Raw genomic sequence first — 16966 nt, 5'->3', positions numbered from 1 at the left:
AAGACATGGACATCCTTTAAAGGCCGTACGAGAGACGGGAAAGGAGGTCGGCTGCGTGAAGCGCACAGTGCTGCAGCAGGCTGACATAGCCCGGGCGTTGACTCGGATCTCCCACGAGATCCTGGAGTCCAACCGGGGAGCCGACGATCTGGTGCTTCTCGGCATCCCCACGAGGGGTGTCGTGCTCGCTCAGCGGATCGGCGCCGAGATCGGCCGCATAGAGCCCTCGGCTGCGAGCCCCGCCGATCTCGTCGGCTCGCTCGACATCACGATGTACCGCGACGACCTCGCACGTCACCCCACGCGCACCCCCGCCCCCACCCAGGTGCCCCGCCGCGGCATCGACGGCGCCACCGTGGTGCTCGTCGACGACGTGCTCTACTCGGGCCGCACCATCCGCGCCGCCCTCGACGCGCTCAACGCCCTCGGCCGCCCCCGCGCCGTGCGACTCGCGGTGCTCGTGGACCGCGGCCACCGCGAGCTGCCCATCCGTGCCGACTTCGTGGGCAAGAACCTGCCGAGCTCCCGGGAGGAGCGCATCAACGTGCGCCTCGACGAGATCGACGGCGCCGACGACGTGAGCATCGAAGGGGGCGCGAGCGCATGAGGCACCTGCTCTCGACGAAGGACCTGTCGCGCGACGACGCCATCCGCATCCTCGACGTGGCCGAGGACATGGCCGACGTGCAGACGCGCGAGGTGAAGAAGCTCCCCACCCTGCGCGGCAAGACGGTCGTGAACCTCTTCTTCGAGGACTCAACCCGCACCCGCATCTCGTTCGAGGCGGCCGCCAAGCGGCTCTCGGCCGACGTCATCACCTTCTCCGCCAAGGGCTCGAGCGTGTCGAAGGGCGAGAGCCTCAAGGACACGGCGCAGACCCTCGCCGCCATGGGGGCCGACGGCGTCGTCATCCGCCACCACGCCTCCGGCGCCCCGCAGGTGCTCGCGCAGAGCGACTGGATCGACGCCGGCGTGGTGAACGCGGGCGACGGCACGCACGAGCACCCCACCCAGGCCCTGCTCGACGCCTTCACCATGCGGCGGCGCCTGCACCCCGGTGCGAGCCGGGGCCGGGACCTCGACGGCGTGCGCGTGGTGATCGTGGGAGACATCCTGCACTCGCGTGTGGCCCGCTCGAACCTGTGGCTGCTGCGCACGCTCGGCGCCGAGGTGACCTTCGTGGCCCCCGCCACACTCGTGCCCTTCGGGGTCGACGCGTGGCCCGCCGCGGTGAGCTTCGACCTCGACGAGACGCTCCGCGGCGCGCGACCCGACGTGCTCATGATGCTGCGCATCCAGAGCGAGCGCATGAACGCCGCCTACTTCCCGAACGCCCGCGAGTACGCCCGCCAGTGGGGCCTCGACGACGAGCGGATGGCGGCCCTCGGCCCGGATACGATGGTGATGCACCCCGGACCGATGAACCGCGGCCTCGAGATCTCGGCCGCCGCGGCCGATTCCGCGCAGTCGACCGTGCTCGAACAGGTCGCGAACGGGGTGTCCATCCGAATGGCAGTGCTCTACCTCCTGCTGTCCGGCGAACGAGAGGCACTGCAGTGAACCACGGAGCCCGGGAGACCCGGTACCTGCTGAAGGGCGCGCAGCTGCCGGACGGCCGGATCGCCGACGTGGCCGTGGAGAACGGCCGCATCGTCTCGACCGCCACGGGCACCGCCCCCGCCGCCGACACCGTGGTGGTCGACGCCGACGGCCTCGTGGCCCTGCCCGGCCTCGTCGACCTGCACACGCACCTCCGCGAGCCCGGTTTCGAGCAGAGCGAGACGGTGCTCACGGGAACCCGCGCCGCCGCCGCGGGCGGTTTCACGGCGGTCTTCGCCATGGCCAACACCCAGCCGGTGGCCGACACCGCGGGCGTGGTGGAGCAGGTGCAGGCCCTCGGGCGCGCCGCCGGCTACGCCACCGTGCGCCCCATCGGCGCCGTGACCGTGGGGCTCGCCGGGGAGCGGCTCAGCGAGATCGGCGCGATGGCCCAGTCGCGCGCCGGTGTGCGGGTGTTCTCCGACGACGGCAAGTGCGTGCACGACTCGCTGCTCATGCGCCGCGCGCTCGAGTACGTCAAGACCTTCGACGGCGTCATCGCGCAGCACGCGCAGGATCCGCGGCTCACCGAGAACGCGCAGATGAACGAGGGCGCGCTGAGCTCCGAGCTCGGCCTCAAGGGCTGGCCCGCCGTGGCGGAGGAGTCGATCATCGCCCGCGACGTGCTGCTCGCCGAGCACGTGGGCGCCCGGCTGCACATCTGCCACCTCTCCACCGCCGGATCGGTCGACGTGGTGCGCTGGGCGAAGGCCCGCGGCATCGCCGTGACCGCCGAGGCCACCCCGCACCACCTGCTGCTCACCGAGGAGCTCATCCGCAGCTACGACGCTCGCTACAAGGTGAACCCGCCGCTCCGTCGCGACGAGGACGTGCAGGCGCTCCGCGAGGGCGTGGCCGACGGCACCATCGACATCGTCGCGACCGACCACGCCCCGCACCCGCGCGAGGCGAAGGAGAGCGAGTGGGATGCGGCCGCGTTCGGCATGGTGGGGCTCGAGAGCGCCCTGCCCGTGGTGCAGACGGCCCTCGTCGACACCGGACTGCTCGACTGGGCGGATGTCGCCCGCGTGCTCTCCACCGCTCCCGCGCGGATCGGCCGGCTCGACGACCACAGCCACGGCTTCGAGGTCGGCGCCCCCGCCAACATCACGCTCGTCGACCCCTCGGCGAGCAGCGTGTTCTCCCTCGACCGCCTGCACGGGCGGAGCGTCAACACCCCTTACGAGGGCGTGACGCTCTCGGGGTCCGTGCGCTGGACCTTCCTCCACGGCTACGCCACCCTCCGCGACGGCGAGCTGGCTCCCGTCGACGAGACGGCGGGAGGCGGGTTCTGATGGACACCAGGATCCTCTGGGGCGCGATCGCCATCACGTTCGGCCTGCTCGTGCTGCTCTCGATGGTGCTCGCCTGGCGCGGCAGGAAGAGGCGCCAGGCCGCCTTCGTGAACCCCGCAGGCGGCTCTCCGGCCGAGCGCGGTGCCGAGCTCGTGCAGAGCGCCGTGCTCTACGTGGCCACCACGCTCGCGGGGCAGCCGCTCGAGCGGCTCACCATCCCCGGCCTCGCGTTCCGCGGCCGCGGCACGGCCTCGGTGTTCGGCACGGGCGTGGCGATCGCCATCCCCGGCGAGCCGGAGACCTTCATCCCCGCGGCGCGCATCCGCTCGATCGGCACCTCCACCTGGGCCATCGACCGCGCCGTCGAGACCGGGGGCCTCGTGCGCCTGGACTGGACCTACGACTCCACCACCGGCCCCGTCGACGTCGAGAGCTACCTCCGCGCGACCCGACTGGGCGACACGACCACACTGATCGACGCCACCAACTCGATCATCCCGCAACAGGAAGGACCCTCGTCGTGATCACCACCGACCCCGCCGTACTCGTGCTGGAAGACGGACGACGCTACGAGGGGCGTGCCTACGGCACGCGCGGCCGCACCCTCGGAGAGGCCGTCTTCGCCACCGGCATGACGGGCTACCAGGAGACCCTCACGGATCCCTCCTACGCCGGCCAGATCGTGCTGCAGACGGCTCCGCACATCGGCAACACCGGAGTCAACGACACCGACAAGGAGTCGTCGAAGATCTGGGTCGCCGGCTACGTCGTGCGCGACCCCTCGCGCGTCGTCTCCAACTTCCGCGCCCAGCGCTCCCTCGACGACGACCTCGTGGCCGACGGCGTGGTGGGCATCTCGGGCATCGACACCCGTGCCGTCACGCGCCACCTGCGCTCGCTCGGCGCCATGCGCGCGGGCATCTTCTCGGGCGCCGACTACGAGCTCAACCCCACCGAGCAGCTCAACGCCGTGCGCGCCGGGGCCGGCATGGCGGGGCAGAAGCTCTCGACCGTGGTCTCGACCGCCGAGCGCTACCAGGTGGCGGCCGTCGGCGAGCGCATCGGCTCCGTGGCGGTGCTCGACCTCGGTGTGAAGACCTCGACCCTCAACTACCTCGCCGAGCGCGGCTTCGACGTGGAGGTGCTGCCCGAGTCGGTCACGGCCGACGAGGTGCGGGCCCTCGCGCCCGACTCGCTGTTCTACTCCAACGGTCCTGGCGACCCAGAGGCCTCCGAGACCCACGTGGAGCTGCTGCAGGAGCTGCTGCGCGACGGTGTGCCGTACTTCGGCATCTGCTTCGGCAACCAGCTGCTCGGCCGCGCCCTGGGCTTCGGCACCTACAAGCTGCCCTTCGGCCACCGCGGCATCAACCAGCCCGTGCTCGACAAGCTCACGGGCCGGGTCGAGATCACGAGCCAGAACCACGGCTTCGCGGTCGACGCGCCCCGCGAGGGCATCGTGGATTCTCCCGCCGGCTTCGGCCGCGTGGAGGTGAGCCACGTGAGCCTCAACGACGACGTGGTGGAGGGCATCCGCTGCCTCGACCTCGACGCCTTCTCCGTGCAGTACCACCCCGAGGCCGCCGCAGGCCCGCACGACTCCATGTACCTGTTCGACCGGTTCCGCGAGATGATCCTCGCCAAGAAGAGCACCGCGACCGCTGCCCTCTCTGAAGGAGACGACCAGTAATGCCCAAGAGAGACGACATCAAGAGTGTTCTCGTCATCGGCTCCGGCCCGATCGTGATCGGTCAGGCCGTGGAGTTCGACTACTCGGGAACGCAGGCCTGCCGCGTGCTCCGCGAGGAGGGCGTGCGCGTCATCCTCGTGAACTCCAACCCGGCCACGATCATGACCGACCCCGACTTCGCCGATGCCACCTACGTGGAGCCCATCACCTGGCAGGTCATCGAGTCGATCATCGCCAAGGAGAAGCCGGATGCGATCCTGCCCACCCTGGGCGGTCAGACCGCGCTCAACGCCGCCATCCAGCTGCACGAGCACGGCATCCTCGAGAAGTACGACGTCGAGCTCATCGGCGCGAACTTCGAGGCGATCAACAAGGGCGAGGACCGCCAGATCTTCAAGCAGCTCGTGCTCGACTGCGGCGCCGACGTGGCCCGCTCCTACATCGCGCACACGGTGGAGGAGGCCGTCGGCTACGCCGAGGACCTCGGCTACCCGCTCGTGGTACGCCCCTCGTTCACCATGGGCGGGCTCGGCTCGGGCTTCGCCTACGACGAGAACGAGCTCCGCCGCATCGTGGGCGACGGGCTGCACCAGAGCCCCACCACCGAGGTGCTCCTCGAGGAGTCGATCCTCGGCTGGAAGGAGTACGAGCTCGAGCTCATGCGCGACACGGCCGACAACACGGTCGTGGTCTGCTCCATCGAGAACGTCGACCCCGTGGGTGTGCACACGGGCGACTCCATCACGGTGGCACCGGCGCTCACGCTGACCGACCGCGAGTACCAGAAGCTCCGCGACATCGGCATCGACATCATCCGCGCCGTGGGCGTCGACACGGGCGGCTGCAACATCCAGTTCGCCGTCGACCCGTCGAACGGCCGCATCATCGTGATCGAGATGAACCCGCGCGTCTCCCGCTCGAGCGCTCTCGCCTCCAAGGCCACGGGCTTCCCGATCGCCAAGATCGCGGCGAAGCTCGCCATCGGCTACCGGCTCGACGAGATCCCGAACGACATCACCAAGGTGACCCCCGCATCCTTCGAGCCGACGCTCGACTACGTCGTGGTGAAGGTGCCCCGCTTCGCGTTCGAGAAGTTCCCGGCCGCCGACCCGACCCTCACCACCACCATGAAGTCGGTGGGCGAGGCCATGGCGATCGGCCGCAACTACTCGCAGGCGCTGCAGAAAGCGCTGCGCTCGCTCGAGAAGCGCGGATCCTCGTTCCACTGGGAGGGCGAGCCCGGCGACAAGGATGAGCTGCTCGCCATCGCCGCCGTGCCCACCGACGGCCGCATCATCACGGTGCAGCAGGCCCTGCGTGCAGGCGCCACCACCGAGGAGGTCTTCGAGGCCACCAAGATCGACCCGTGGTTCATCGACCAGATCGTGCTCATCAACGAGGTCGCCGACGCCATCGCCGCGTCGGAGAACGCCGACCACGCCATGTTCACCCTCGCCAAGCAGCACGGCTTCTCGGATGCCCAGATCGCCACCCTGCGCGGCTTCGGCGAGAAGGAGGTGCGCGAGGTGCGGCACATCCTCGGCATCCGCCCCGTCTACAAGACCGTCGACACGTGCGCGGGGGAGTTCCCGGCGCTCACGCCGTACCACTACTCGAGCTACGACCTCGAGACCGAGATCACGCCGTCGGACCGCCGCAAGGTCGTCATCCTCGGCTCTGGCCCCAACCGCATCGGGCAGGGCGTGGAGTTCGACTACTCGTGCGTTCACGCCTCGTACGCGCTCTCGGCCGCCGGCTTCGAGACCATCATGATCAACTGCAACCCCGAGACGGTCTCCACCGATTACGACACGAGCGACCGGCTCTACTTCGAGCCGCTCACGCTCGAGGACGTGCTCGAGGTCATCCACGCCGAGCAGCAGTCGGGTGAGCTCGTGGGCGTCGTCGTGCAGCTCGGCGGCCAGACCGCGCTCGGGCTCGCGAAGGGCCTCGAGGAGGCGGGCGTGCCCATCCTCGGCACCACCCCGTCGGCGATCGACCTCGCCGAGGAGCGGGGCCTGTTCTCCGGCATCCTCGACGCCGCCGGGCTGCTCGCCCCGAAGAACGGCACGGCCACCGACTACGAGTCGGCCGTGGCGGTGGCCGAGGAGATCGGCTTCCCCGTGCTCGTGCGCCCCTCCTACGTGCTGGGCGGCCGCGGCATGGAGATCGTCTACGACAGCCCCTCGCTCGCGGACTACTTCGAGCGGATCGCCGGCCAGGGCATGGTGGGCCAGTCCAACCCGCTGCTCGTCGACCGCTTCCTCGACGACGCGATCGAGATCGACGTCGACGCGCTCTACGACGGTCACGAGCTCTACATCGGCGGCATCATGGAGCACCTCGAGGAGGCCGGCATCCACTCCGGCGACTCGAGCTGCTCGCTGCCGCCCGTGACGCTCGGTCGCGACCAGATCGACCGCGTGCGCGAGGCGACCCTCCTCATCGCCCAGGGCATCGGCGTGCAGGGGCTGCTCAACGTGCAGTTCGCCATCGGCGCCGGCATCCTCTACGTGCTCGAGGCCAACCCGCGCGCCTCCCGCACGGTGCCCTTCGTCTCGAAGGCCCTCGGCATCCCGCTCGCCAAGGCGGCCTCGCGGCTCATGGTGGGCGCCACGATCGCCTCGCTCAAGGAGGAGGGCATGCTGCCGGCACAGGACGGCTCTGTCGTGCCGCTCGACTCTCCCGTGGCCGTCAAGGAGGCCGTGCTGCCGTTCAAGCGGTTCCGCACCAAGGAGGGTCTCATCGTCGACTCGGTGCTCGGCCCGGAGATGCGCTCCACGGGCGAGGTCATGGGCATCGACCGCGACTTCCCGCGCGCGTTCGCCAAGAGCCAGGAGGCCGCGTACGGCGGCATGCCCACCTCGGGCACGGTGTTCGTCTCGGTCTCGGATCGCGACAAGCGCGCCATCGTGCTGCCCGTGCTGCGCCTGCAGCAGCTCGGCTTCGAGATCCTGGCCACGGGCGGCACCGCCGAGGTGCTCAACCGCAACGGCATCCACGCCCGCATCGTGGCGAAGTACTCGGAGGGCCGTGAGGATCAGGGCGAGACCATCGTCGACCTCATCAACGACGGCAAGGTCGACATGGTGATCAACACGCCGAGCGGTCGTTCGGCGCGAGTGGACGGCTACGAGATCCGCGCCGCCGCAGTGGCGGCCGACAAGCCGCTGTTCACCACGATCGCGCAGCTCGGAGCAGCGGTCGCGTCGTTCGACGCCCTCAAGGACGGCTTCGAGGTGACCTCGCTTCAGGAGTACGCCCTGGCCAGGAGCGCGCGCGGATGACCGCGTTCGGATCGCGGCTCGACGCCGTGTTCGGCACGCACGGCCATCTGTGCGTGGGCATCGATCCGCACCCGTACCTCCTCGGGGAGTGGGCGCTGCCCACCGATGCCGCCGGGGCGCGATCGTTCGGTCTCGCGGTGGTCGAGGCGGTCGCCGCCTCGGGGCGGGCCGGCATCGTGAAGCCGCAGGTGGCGTTCTTCGAGGCCTACGGATCGGCGGGGTTCCAGGCGCTCGAGGACGTGCTCGCCGCGGCCCGTGCGGCGGGACTGCTCGTGATCGGCGACGCCAAGCGCGGCGACATCGGCTCCACGAACGACGGCTACGCGGCCGCGTGGCTGACGCCGGGATCGCCGCTCGAGGTCGACGCCCTCACGGTGACGGCGTTCACCGGGGTGGGCGCACTCTCGGGGCTCTTCGAGTCGGCCTCCTCGGCCGACAAGGGCGTGTTCGTGCTGAGCGCGACCTCCAACCCGGAGTCGCGCGCCCTGCAGACGGCCCGCACGAGCGCAGGGGCGAGCGTCTCCCGCCTCGTGGCGGACGAGGTGGCCGCCGCCAACACCGACCGCACACGCCTCGGCGACTTCGGTCTCGTGCTCGGCGCCACCAAGCGGCTCGACGACTACGGCTTCGGCGCCGACACCCTGCGCGATCTGTCGACCACCCCGGTGCTCGCACCGGGCTTCGGCTTCCAGGGGGCCGAGTACTCGGCTCTGCCGCACGTCTTCGGGCCCCTCGCCCCGGACGTGGTGGTGAGCGTCTCACGCTCGCTGCTGCAGCACGGTGCGGCGGGCCTCGCCGACGCCATCCGCGCCGATGCCGACTCCCTCGCGGAGGTGATCGCGTGAACCCGCCCGAGGTCGACCGCGCCGCGGCCTCCCGCGCCGCCGTCGCCGCCCGCCGGGCGCGTGCCGCCGTCAAGCGCGCCGTCTCCGAGCGCCGCCTGAGCGCCGTGGCCGTGCTCGACAACGCCCTCCGCAGCACCGAGAGCGTCGAGGCCACCATGCGGGTGCGCGATCTGCTGCAGAGCATCCCCGGTCTCGGCCCCGTGCGTGTGGAACGCGTCATGGAGCGCCTCGAGATCGCCCCCACCAAGAAGCTCGCCGGCCTCGGCGTGCACCAGCAGGAGCGTCTGCGGGAGTACCTCGAGCAGCGCGCACCCCAGGTGGAGCGCCCGGGCGAGACCCGGCTCGTGGTGCTCGCCGGGCCCACGGCCGTGGGCAAGGGCACGGTCTCGACCTACATCAGGGAGAACTACCCCGAGGTCTGCCTCTCCGTCTCGGCCACCACGAGGGCCCCCCGCCCCGGCGAGGTCGACGGCGTGAGCTACTACTTCCTCGACGACGAGCACTTCGACAGCATGGTCGAGAACGGCGAGTTCCTCGAGTGGGCCGTGGTGCACAACCGCTCGCGCTACGGCACACCCCGGCCGCCCATCGACGAGGCGCTGGCCTCCGGGCGCAGCGTGCTGCTCGAGATCGACATCCAGGGCGCCCGCCAGGTGAAGGCGGCCATGCCGGAGGCCGTGCTGGTGTTCCTCCTGCCTCCCACCTGGGACGAACTTGTGCGCAGGCTCATCGGCCGCGGCACCGAATCGCTCGAGGAGCAGGAGCGCAGACTCACCACCGCGAAGGTCGAACTGGCGGCCCAGGACGAGTTCGATCACCGTGTCGTGAACAGCGATGTCGAGGCCGCCGCGGCGGAGGTCGTAGAATTGATGCAGATTCGGAAGGCAACTGACCTTCGCAGCAAGGAGTGAACACAATGCCCACCAACAAGCTCGGCATCATCGACCCGCCCATCGACGAACTTCTCTCGAAGGTCGACTCGAAGTACGCGCTCGTCATCTTCGCGTCGAAGCGCGCCCGCCAGATCAACGACTACTACGCCGACCTCCACGAGGGAAGCCTGTTCGACAACGTCGGTCCGCTCGTCGACTCCACCATCGACGACAAGCCCCTCTCCGTCGCCATGCACGAGATCAACGAGGACAAGCTCACCGTCAAGCCCGCCGCTCCGATCGCCGAGTAGCGTCCGCTTCTCAGCGATCCCGCAGCACACCGCAGCACATCACCAGGGAGCGCGCGTGAACGTCGTCGTCGGGATCACGGGTGGCATCGCGGCCTACAAGGCCGTGAACGTCATCCGTGGTCTCGTTCTGGCGGGTCACGACGTGCACGTGGTGGCCACCGAGAACGCATTGCGTTTCGTGGGTCGCCCCACGCTCGAGGCGCTCTCCCGCAACACGGTCAACACCGATCTCTACGAGGCGGTCGCCGAGGTGCGGCACGTGGCCATCGGCCAGGCCGCAGACCTCATCGTCATCGCGCCCGCCACCGCGAACACCATCGCCAAGCTCGCCCACGGCCTCGCCGACGACCTGCTCGGCAACACCGTGCTCGCGAGCACCGCGCCCGTGGTCATCGCCCCCGCGATGCACACCGAGATGTGGCACAACGCCGCCACGGCCGCCAACGTCGAGACGCTGCGCTCGCGCGGCGTGCACCTCGTGGGGCCCGTGAGCGGGCAGCTCACCGGCAAGGACTCCGGGGTGGGGCGCATGGCCGAGCCCGACGACATCGTCGCGGCAGCGCTGGCCGTCGCGGCCTCCGCGGGGCGTCGGGACTTCGAGGGGCTGCGCGTGCTCGTGACCGCGGGCGGCACCCGGGAACCGCTCGACCCCGTGCGCTTCATCGGCAACCGCTCGAGCGGTCGCCAGGGCGTGGCGATCGCCGCCGCCGCCAGAGACCGCGGGGCATCCGTCACCCTCATCGCCGCGCACCTCGAGATCGAGCCGCCCTCGGGGGTCGAGGTCATCCGCGTCGAGACCACGGCGGAGCTGCTCGACGCCACCTCGGCGGCCTCGCCCTCGCACGACCTCACCGTCATGGCCGCGGCCGTGGCCGACTACCGGCCGATCGACGTGGCCGACGGCAAGATCAAGAAGGCCTCCACGGGGGAGCGGCTCACCCTCGAGCTCGTACAGAACCCCGACATCCTCGCCACCATCTCGGCCGTTCCCCGTTCGGGCCGGCTCATCGTCGGCTTCGCCGCCGAGACCGCGACGACACCGGCGGAGCTCGTCGAGCTCGGTCGGGCGAAGATCGCCAGGAAGGGCTGCGACTACCTCGTGCTCAACTCGGTGGGCTGGACCACGGGGTTCGCCACGGAGCACAACAGCGTCACGGTGCTCGGCGCCTCCGGCGATATAGTGCTGGAGGCATCCGGCAGCAAAACGTCGGTGGCTGATGACATCCTCGGAGTGTTCGCCGCCGCCCTAACAGGAGCACCATGACCTCTCTTCGTCTCTTCACCTCCGAGTCCGTCACCGAGGGCCACCCCGACAAGATCTGCGACCAGATCTCGGACAGCATCCTCGACGCGCTCCTCACGGTCGACCCGCACTCGCGCGTGGCCGTCGAGACGCTCGTGACCACGGGGCTCGTGCACGTGGCCGGAGAGGTCACGACGAAGGGCTACGTGGAGATCCCCGCCATCGTGCGGGAGAAGATCACCTCCATCGGCTACACCTCCTCCGACGTCTGGTTCGACGGCCGCTCGTGCGGCGTCTCGGTGTCGATCGGCGGGCAGTCGCCCGACATCGCCCAGGGCGTCGACAACGCGTTCGAGACCCGTGAGGGCACCTCCACCGACGCCATCGACAGGCAGGGTGCGGGCGACCAGGGCATCATGTTCGGCTACGCCACCACCGAGACGCCGCAGCTCATGCCGCTGCCCATCTGGCTCGCGCACCGCCTCTCCGAGCGTCTAGCCGCCGTGCGCAAGGAGGGCCTGCTCGACTACCTGCGGCCCGACGGCAAGACCCAGGTCACCATCGGCTACGACGGCGTCGTCCCCAAGACGGTCGACACGGTGGTGCTCTCCACCCAGCACTCGCCGAAGATCGGGCTCGACGAGCTGCGGGCCGACGTGGAGCGCGTCGTCATCCGCCCCGTGCTCGAGGCCGCCGAGGAGGGCGGGCTGAAACTCGACCACTCGGGTGTGCGCATCCTCATCAACCCCACCGGTGTCTTCGAGATCGGCGGGCCGCAGGGCGACGCCGGGCTCACGGGCCGCAAGATCATCGTCGACACCTACGGCGGCGCGTCCCGTCACGGGGGCGGCGCCTTCAGCGGCAAGGACCCGTCGAAGGTCGACCGCTCGGCCGCCTATGCCATGCGCTGGGTCGCCAAGAACGCGGTGGCCGCGGGGCTCGCCTCCCGGCTCGAGGTGCAGATCGCCTACGCCATCGGCAAGGCGGCACCCGTGGGCTTCTACGTGGAGTCGTTCGGCACCGGCGTCGTCTCCGACGAGGTCATCACGGCTGCCCTCCGCGACGTGTTCGACCTCCGGCCCGCCGCCATCATCGAGGACCTCGACCTGCTGCGACCGATCTACGCCAAGACGGCCGCCTACGGCCACTTCGGCCGGGAGCTGCCCGAATTCACCTGGGAGCGCCTCGACCGGGTCGAGGAGATCCGCACCGCCGCAGGCCTCTAGCCGTGCCGGCCGCTCTCGCCGAGGCCCTGGTGCCTCACGAGCGGGTGCGGGTGGCCCGGGTGATGCTCGAGTCGCCGCTGCCGCAGCTCGACCGACTGTTCGACTACCGGGTCCCTCCGGCGCTGGCCGACGTGGCGCAGCCCGGTGTGCGGGTGAAGGTGCCGCTGCGCTCTGCGGGGCGGAGTGCGCGCGGGTTCATCATCGCGCTCGACGACCACGCCTCGTACAAGGGTGCTCTGAGCGAGATCGACGAGGTGGTGTCGGCTGTCCCCGTGCTCACACCCGAGGTGTGGGCGCTGGCTCGGCGGTTGGCCGATCGCGCGGCGGGCAACGCGTGCGACATCGTGCGGCTCGCCGTGCCGCCTCGGTTCGTGCGGGTGGAGAAGGCGTTCGTGGCGCGGCAGGCGGCTGCGGCTGCGGCTGCGGCTGCGGCTGATGATGCTGGCGATGCTGCTGCTGTGTCGGGGGACGACGCGTCGGCTGCGTCCACGCCTGCCGTCGAGCTCACGGGCTACTCCGCCTCAGATGCCGCCCACCTCGCCGAGCCGGGTGCACGGAGCGCCATCGCCGCCATCGCGACCGTCGCCGTGCTCTCGGAGGAGGTCACGGTCGGTCACTGGGCCCTCACGGTCGCCGAGCTGGCAAGAGCGGTGCACGCGGCGGGGGAGTCGGTGATCGTGGCGCTGCCCGACTACCGCGACCAGGAGGAGGTGGAGGCGGCCCTCGCGCACCTCGGCGTGGTCGAGGTGGTGCGTCTCGACGCCCGCCAGGCGCGCCCGGATCGCTACGCCCACTTCCTCACGGCCCTCGACGGCCGACCGCACGTGGTGGTCGGCAACCGCTCGAGCATCTACGCCCCCGTCTCGCGGCTCGGCCAGATCGTGGTGTGGGACGACGGCGACTCCCTGCAGAGCGAGCCGCTCGCCCCCTACGTGCACGTGCGTGACGCCGCCCTCGTGCGCCAGGAGCAGTCGGGTGCACGGCTCGCCTTCGTCTCGCACTCCCGGAGCACCGAGGTGGAGCGGCTCGTGGAGCTCGGGTTCCTGCACCAGGTGGCGCCCACGCCGCGCTACCTCCCGCGGGTGGTGCCCACGGCCGAGCAGGACGACGCCGACGCACCGCAGAACGCCGCCCGCATCCCCTCGGCCGCGTGGGCGGTCGCGCGCAAGGGGCTCGAGCAGGGGCCCGTGCTCGTGCAGGTGGCGCGCCCGGGGTACGCCCCCGTGCTGGCCTGCACCACGTGCCGGGCTCCGGCATCCTGCACCGTCTGCGGCGGGCCCCTGCGCGTGGCGGGAGCGCGCGAGCGGCCCTCGTGCAGCCTGTGCGGGGCGATCGCGGCCAACTGGTCGTGCTCGCACTGCCACGGCACCACGTTCCGCTTCTCCACCATCGGTGCCGGTCGCACGGCCGATGAGCTGGGACGAGCGTTCCCCGGCACACGCGTGATCGTGTCGGACGGCGAGCACCCCGTGCTGACCGTCGACTCCCGGCCGGCGCTCGTGGTGGCCACGAGGGGTGCCGAGCCGCGCGCCACCGGTGGCTACCGGGCGGTGCTGCTGCTCGACGGGCCGCGCATGCTGGCCAGGGAGTCGCTGCGGGTCGCCGAGGACTGCCTGCGCTGGTGGTCCAATGCCATCGCGCTCTCGGCGCCCAGGGCCACGAGCGTTCTCGTGGGGGTCGGGGGAGACCTCGCCCGCAGCCTCGCCACCTGGCAGCAGGAGCACGTCACCGCCTCCGAGCTCGCCGACCGGCGCGCACTGCGCTTCCCTCCCGCCGTGCGTCTCGCGACCGTCACGGGCACCGTCGACGAGGTCGCCACGTGCCTCGCCGAGCTGCGTGCACTCCTCACGGAGGAGGAATGGGCGAAGATGGATACCCTCGGCCCGGTGCCGGAGGAGGAGGGGACCGTGCGGGCGATCGTGCGGTTCGACTACGCGATCGGTGGTTCCGTCGCTCGCCACCTCCGCGCTCTCGTGGTCAAGAACGCCACCACCCGCCGCTCGAAGGCCGGTGGCCGCACAGGCGGCTACCGCCCGCCACCGCCGACGCTCCGCGTGAGGCTCGACGATTCGGAGATCATGGAATGAGACTCGTGTTCGCGGGCACCCCCGCCGTGGCGGTGCCGAGCCTTCAGGCGCTGGCCGCCGTTCATGACGTGGCCGCCGTCATCACGCGGGTCGACGCCCCGCTCGGTCGCAAGCGCGTGCTCACGCCGTCGCCCGTCGCCGATGCGGCCACCTCGCTCGATCTCCCCGTCATCAAGGCCAATCGGCTCGACGACGAGGTGACCGCGGCGGTCGCCGCCCTGTCCGCCGATCTCGGCGTGATCGTGGCCTACGGAGGTCTCGTGCGCGAGCCTCTGCTCTCCACGCCCCGGCTCGGCTGGATCAACCTGCACTTCTCCCTGCTGCCGCGCTGGCGCGGTGCCGCACCCGTGCAGCGCTCGATCATCGCCGGTGACGCCGAGTCGGGGGCGACGGTGTTCCAGCTCGTGCCCGATCTCGATGCGGGGGCCGTCTGGAGCATGACCCGCACCCCCATCGGCGGCAACGAGACGGCGGGCAACCTGCTCTCCCGCCTCGCCGAGTCGGGAGCCTCGCAGCTCGTGCAGACGGTCGCCGGTATCGCCGACGGCTCGCTCACGGCTGTGGAGCAGAGCGGCTCCGTCGAGACCGGCGAGGTCACGCTCGCTCCCAAGCTCATGCTCGAGGATGCGCATCTCGACTTCGGGGAGTCGCTCGACGTGGTGTACCGGCGGCTCCGCGGGGTGACCCCCGAGCCGGGAGCCTTCGCCGAGTTCGACGGAGTGCGCGTCAAGGTGCTCGACGCCGTTCCCGCCCGGGATGAGCGGAGACCCGCTCCCGGCGAGGTCGTCGCCGCGGGGCGGCGGGTGCTCGTGGGAACCGCCACCGACCCGCTGGAACTGCTGCGAGTGCACCCCGCAGGCAAGAAGCCGATGCCGGCCGCCGACTGGTGGCGCGGCTCAGGAGTCGAGAGGATGACCGCACGATGAGCCCCCACAACCGAGGCCCCCACGACACCCCCGGCCGCGCGAACGGCGGGCGGTCGAACGAGAGCCGCGCGAACAGTGGGCGGTCGAACGAGAGCCGACCCGGTGGTGGGCGATCCGGCGAGGGCGGCGATCGTCGCCGCGGACTCGATCGGCGCAAGCCCGCCACCCCCTCGGATCGACCGAGCCCGGTGCAGCCCGCCAGGCGCATCGCCCTCGAGGTCATCACGGCGGTGCGGGTCGACGACGCGTACGCCAACCTCCTGCTGCCCTCCAAGATCGCGGCGGCGGGCCTCGACACCGCCGATGCCGGTCTCGCCACCGAGCTCACTTACGGCACCCTCCGCCTCCGCGGCTACTACGACCGCGTGATCGAGCTCGCCTCCGGCCGGCCCGTGGCCGAGATCGACGGCAGCGTGCTCGACGTGCTCGAGCTCGGCTGCCACCAGCTGCTCTCGATGCGCGTGGCCACGCACGCCGCCGTGAACGAGTCGGTCGAGCTCGCCCGCCAGGTGGCCTCCCGCTCGGCGACCGGCTTCGTCAACGGCGTGCTCCGCGCCATCACCCGCACCCCGGCCACCGAGTGGCTCGACCGGGTGATGGAGGCCGCCGTGGACGACGACGATCGACTGGCCGCCGCCTCCTCCCACCCTGCGTGGATCATCCGCGCGTTCCGCCGCTCGCTCCTCGCCGACGGTGTGCCCGCCGAGGAGGTGCCGTTCCAGCTCGACGAGCTGCTCGAGGCCGACAACACCCCCGCCCAGCTCAGCCTCACGGCGCTCCCGGGGCTCGTGGACCGCGACGACGTCGGCGACGGCACCGTGCCCTCCCCGCTCTCGCCGGTCGGCCTGCTCGCACCGAGCGGTGACCCCACGAGCATCCCCGCCGTGCACGACGGCACGGCCCGCGTGCAGGACGAGGGCTCCCAGTTGGCCGCCCTCGCCCTCAGCCGCGCCCTGCCGATCGTGGAGGGCGAGCGCTGGCTCGACCTGTGCGCCGGCCCTGGCGGCAAGACGGCGCTGCTCGCCGCCGAAGCGCGCCTCGGCGGTGCAACGGTCGTGGCGAACGAGCCCGTGCCCGCTCGCGCCGGCCTGGTGCGTCGCGCCGTGGCCGCCCTCCCCGAACCGCCGGTGGTCTGGGAGCGCGACGGCACGACCGTGGGCGACGACGACCCCGCGTCCTTCGACCGCATCCTGGTCGACGCCCCGTGCACCGGACTCGGAGCGCTCCGTCGGCGGCCCGAGGCGCGCTGGCGCAAGGCGCCGAGCGATGTCGCCGATCTCGCGTCGCTGCAGCAGCGGCTCGTCGACTCCGCCATCGCGGCCCTCAAGCCAGGGGGAGTGCTCGCCTACGTCACGTGCTCTCCGCATGTCGGTGAGACCAGGGGGCAGGTGCAGGGGATCCTGCGACGCTGGCCGGAGGCCGTGGAGCAGCTCGACGCCCAGGCCGTGCTGCGCGAGATCACCCACGACGCGATCGAGCTCGGCGCCCCCGACCCCGCCGCCCAGCTCTGGCCGCACCGCAACTCCACCGACGCGATGTTCATAGCCCTCTTCCGCAAGCTCCCCGCCTGACACCCCTCTCACGA

Annotated in this window: 14 protein-coding genes; all 14 read left to right on the top strand. The window is 71.1% G+C overall.

From position 1 onward, the window contains the following. The first annotated feature begins 55 nt into the window (after window positions 1-55). From pyrR to ACEXQC_RS03065, 14 genes are read left to right on the top strand one after another with little or no spacing between them, the layout of a single operon-like run. Window positions 56-607, top strand: coding sequence for a bifunctional pyr operon transcriptional regulator/uracil phosphoribosyltransferase PyrR (pyrR, locus tag ACEXQC_RS03130; RefSeq protein WP_374818260.1), 552 nt, complete (start codon window positions 56-58; stop codon window positions 605-607). Then, window positions 604-1560, top strand: coding sequence for an aspartate carbamoyltransferase catalytic subunit (locus tag ACEXQC_RS03125; protein ID WP_374818258.1), 957 nt, complete (start codon window positions 604-606; stop codon window positions 1558-1560). The genes pyrR and ACEXQC_RS03125 overlap by 4 nt, the downstream gene beginning before the upstream one ends. After that, complete coding sequence (locus tag ACEXQC_RS03120; RefSeq protein WP_374818256.1) at window positions 1557-2894, top strand: dihydroorotase; 1338 nt, start codon at window positions 1557-1559, stop codon at window positions 2892-2894. Before ACEXQC_RS03125 ends, ACEXQC_RS03120 begins: the two co-directional genes overlap by 4 nt. Continuing rightward, the gene (locus ACEXQC_RS03115) at window positions 2894-3418 is read left to right on the top strand and encodes a PH-like domain-containing protein (protein ID WP_374818254.1); all 525 of its coding nucleotides are present in this window, start codon (window positions 2894-2896) and stop codon (window positions 3416-3418) included. Before ACEXQC_RS03120 ends, ACEXQC_RS03115 begins: the two co-directional genes overlap by 1 nt. Continuing rightward, window positions 3418-4584: a glutamine-hydrolyzing carbamoyl-phosphate synthase small subunit gene (gene carA / locus ACEXQC_RS03110; RefSeq protein WP_374818857.1), complete on the top strand. Its 1167-nt coding sequence runs from the start codon at window positions 3418-3420 to the stop codon at window positions 4582-4584. The genes ACEXQC_RS03115 and carA overlap by 1 nt, the downstream gene beginning before the upstream one ends. After that, window positions 4584-7871: a carbamoyl-phosphate synthase large subunit gene (gene carB / locus ACEXQC_RS03105; RefSeq protein ID WP_374818251.1), complete on the top strand. Its 3288-nt coding sequence runs from the start codon at window positions 4584-4586 to the stop codon at window positions 7869-7871. The genes carA and carB overlap by 1 nt, the downstream gene beginning before the upstream one ends. Next, window positions 7868-8716: an orotidine-5'-phosphate decarboxylase gene (pyrF, locus tag ACEXQC_RS03100; protein WP_374818248.1), complete on the top strand. Its 849-nt coding sequence runs from the start codon at window positions 7868-7870 to the stop codon at window positions 8714-8716. Before carB ends, pyrF begins: the two co-directional genes overlap by 4 nt. Further along, window positions 8713-9627, top strand: a complete 915-nt coding sequence (gmk, locus tag ACEXQC_RS03095) for a guanylate kinase (RefSeq protein ID WP_374818245.1) — start codon at window positions 8713-8715, stop codon at window positions 9625-9627. The genes pyrF and gmk overlap by 4 nt, the downstream gene beginning before the upstream one ends. Before the next feature lie 5 nt (window positions 9628-9632). Beyond that, window positions 9633-9899 (top strand): DNA-directed RNA polymerase subunit omega, encoded by a 267-nt coding sequence (rpoZ, locus tag ACEXQC_RS03090; protein ID WP_374818243.1) that lies wholly within the window; start codon window positions 9633-9635, stop codon window positions 9897-9899. Between the two features lie 55 nt (window positions 9900-9954). Then, the gene (gene coaBC, locus ACEXQC_RS03085; RefSeq protein WP_374818241.1) at window positions 9955-11163 is read left to right on the top strand and encodes a bifunctional phosphopantothenoylcysteine decarboxylase/phosphopantothenate--cysteine ligase CoaBC; all 1209 of its coding nucleotides are present in this window, start codon (window positions 9955-9957) and stop codon (window positions 11161-11163) included. Beyond that, on the top strand, window positions 11160-12368 hold the full coding sequence (gene metK, locus ACEXQC_RS03080; protein WP_374818239.1) for a methionine adenosyltransferase: 1209 nt from the start codon (window positions 11160-11162) through the stop codon (window positions 12366-12368). Before coaBC ends, metK begins: the two co-directional genes overlap by 4 nt. 2 nt (window positions 12369-12370) lie before the next feature. After that, window positions 12371-14455, top strand: a complete 2085-nt coding sequence (locus ACEXQC_RS03075) for a primosomal protein N' family DNA-binding protein (RefSeq protein ID WP_374818236.1) — start codon at window positions 12371-12373, stop codon at window positions 14453-14455. Next, window positions 14452-15381 carry a methionyl-tRNA formyltransferase gene (gene fmt / locus ACEXQC_RS03070; RefSeq protein WP_374818234.1) on the top strand — a complete coding sequence of 310 codons (930 nt, stop codon included), beginning with the start codon at window positions 14452-14454 and terminating at the stop codon, window positions 15379-15381. Before ACEXQC_RS03075 ends, fmt begins: the two co-directional genes overlap by 4 nt. Beyond that, the gene (locus tag ACEXQC_RS03065; RefSeq protein WP_374818232.1) at window positions 15378-16952 is read left to right on the top strand and encodes an RsmB/NOP family class I SAM-dependent RNA methyltransferase; all 1575 of its coding nucleotides are present in this window, start codon (window positions 15378-15380) and stop codon (window positions 16950-16952) included. The genes fmt and ACEXQC_RS03065 overlap by 4 nt, the downstream gene beginning before the upstream one ends. Window positions 16953-16966 lie beyond the last annotated feature (14 nt).

The sequence above is a fragment of the Herbiconiux liukaitaii genome (assembly GCF_041927495.1).
GTDB classification, from domain to species: Bacteria; Actinomycetota; Actinomycetes; order Actinomycetales; family Microbacteriaceae; genus Herbiconiux; species Herbiconiux liukaitaii.
This window is presented reverse-complemented; position numbering and strand designations above follow the sequence as displayed.

Coding starts and splice junctions, on each gene's coding strand:
- ACEXQC_RS03125 (WP_374818258.1), top strand. CDS start 604: ATGAGGCACCTGCTCTCGACGAAGGACCTGTCGCGCGACGACGCCATC.
- ACEXQC_RS03115 (WP_374818254.1), top strand. CDS start 2,894: ATGGACACCAGGATCCTCTGGGGCGCGATCGCCATCACGTTCGGCCTG.
- carB (WP_374818251.1), top strand. CDS start 4,584: ATGCCCAAGAGAGACGACATCAAGAGTGTTCTCGTCATCGGCTCCGGC.
- pyrF (WP_374818248.1), top strand. CDS start 7,868: ATGACCGCGTTCGGATCGCGGCTCGACGCCGTGTTCGGCACGCACGGC.
- rpoZ (WP_374818243.1), top strand. CDS start 9,633: ATGCCCACCAACAAGCTCGGCATCATCGACCCGCCCATCGACGAACTT.
- metK (WP_374818239.1), top strand. CDS start 11,160: ATGACCTCTCTTCGTCTCTTCACCTCCGAGTCCGTCACCGAGGGCCAC.
- fmt (WP_374818234.1), top strand. CDS start 14,452: ATGAGACTCGTGTTCGCGGGCACCCCCGCCGTGGCGGTGCCGAGCCTT.
- ACEXQC_RS03065 (WP_374818232.1), top strand. CDS start 15,378: ATGAGCCCCCACAACCGAGGCCCCCACGACACCCCCGGCCGCGCGAAC.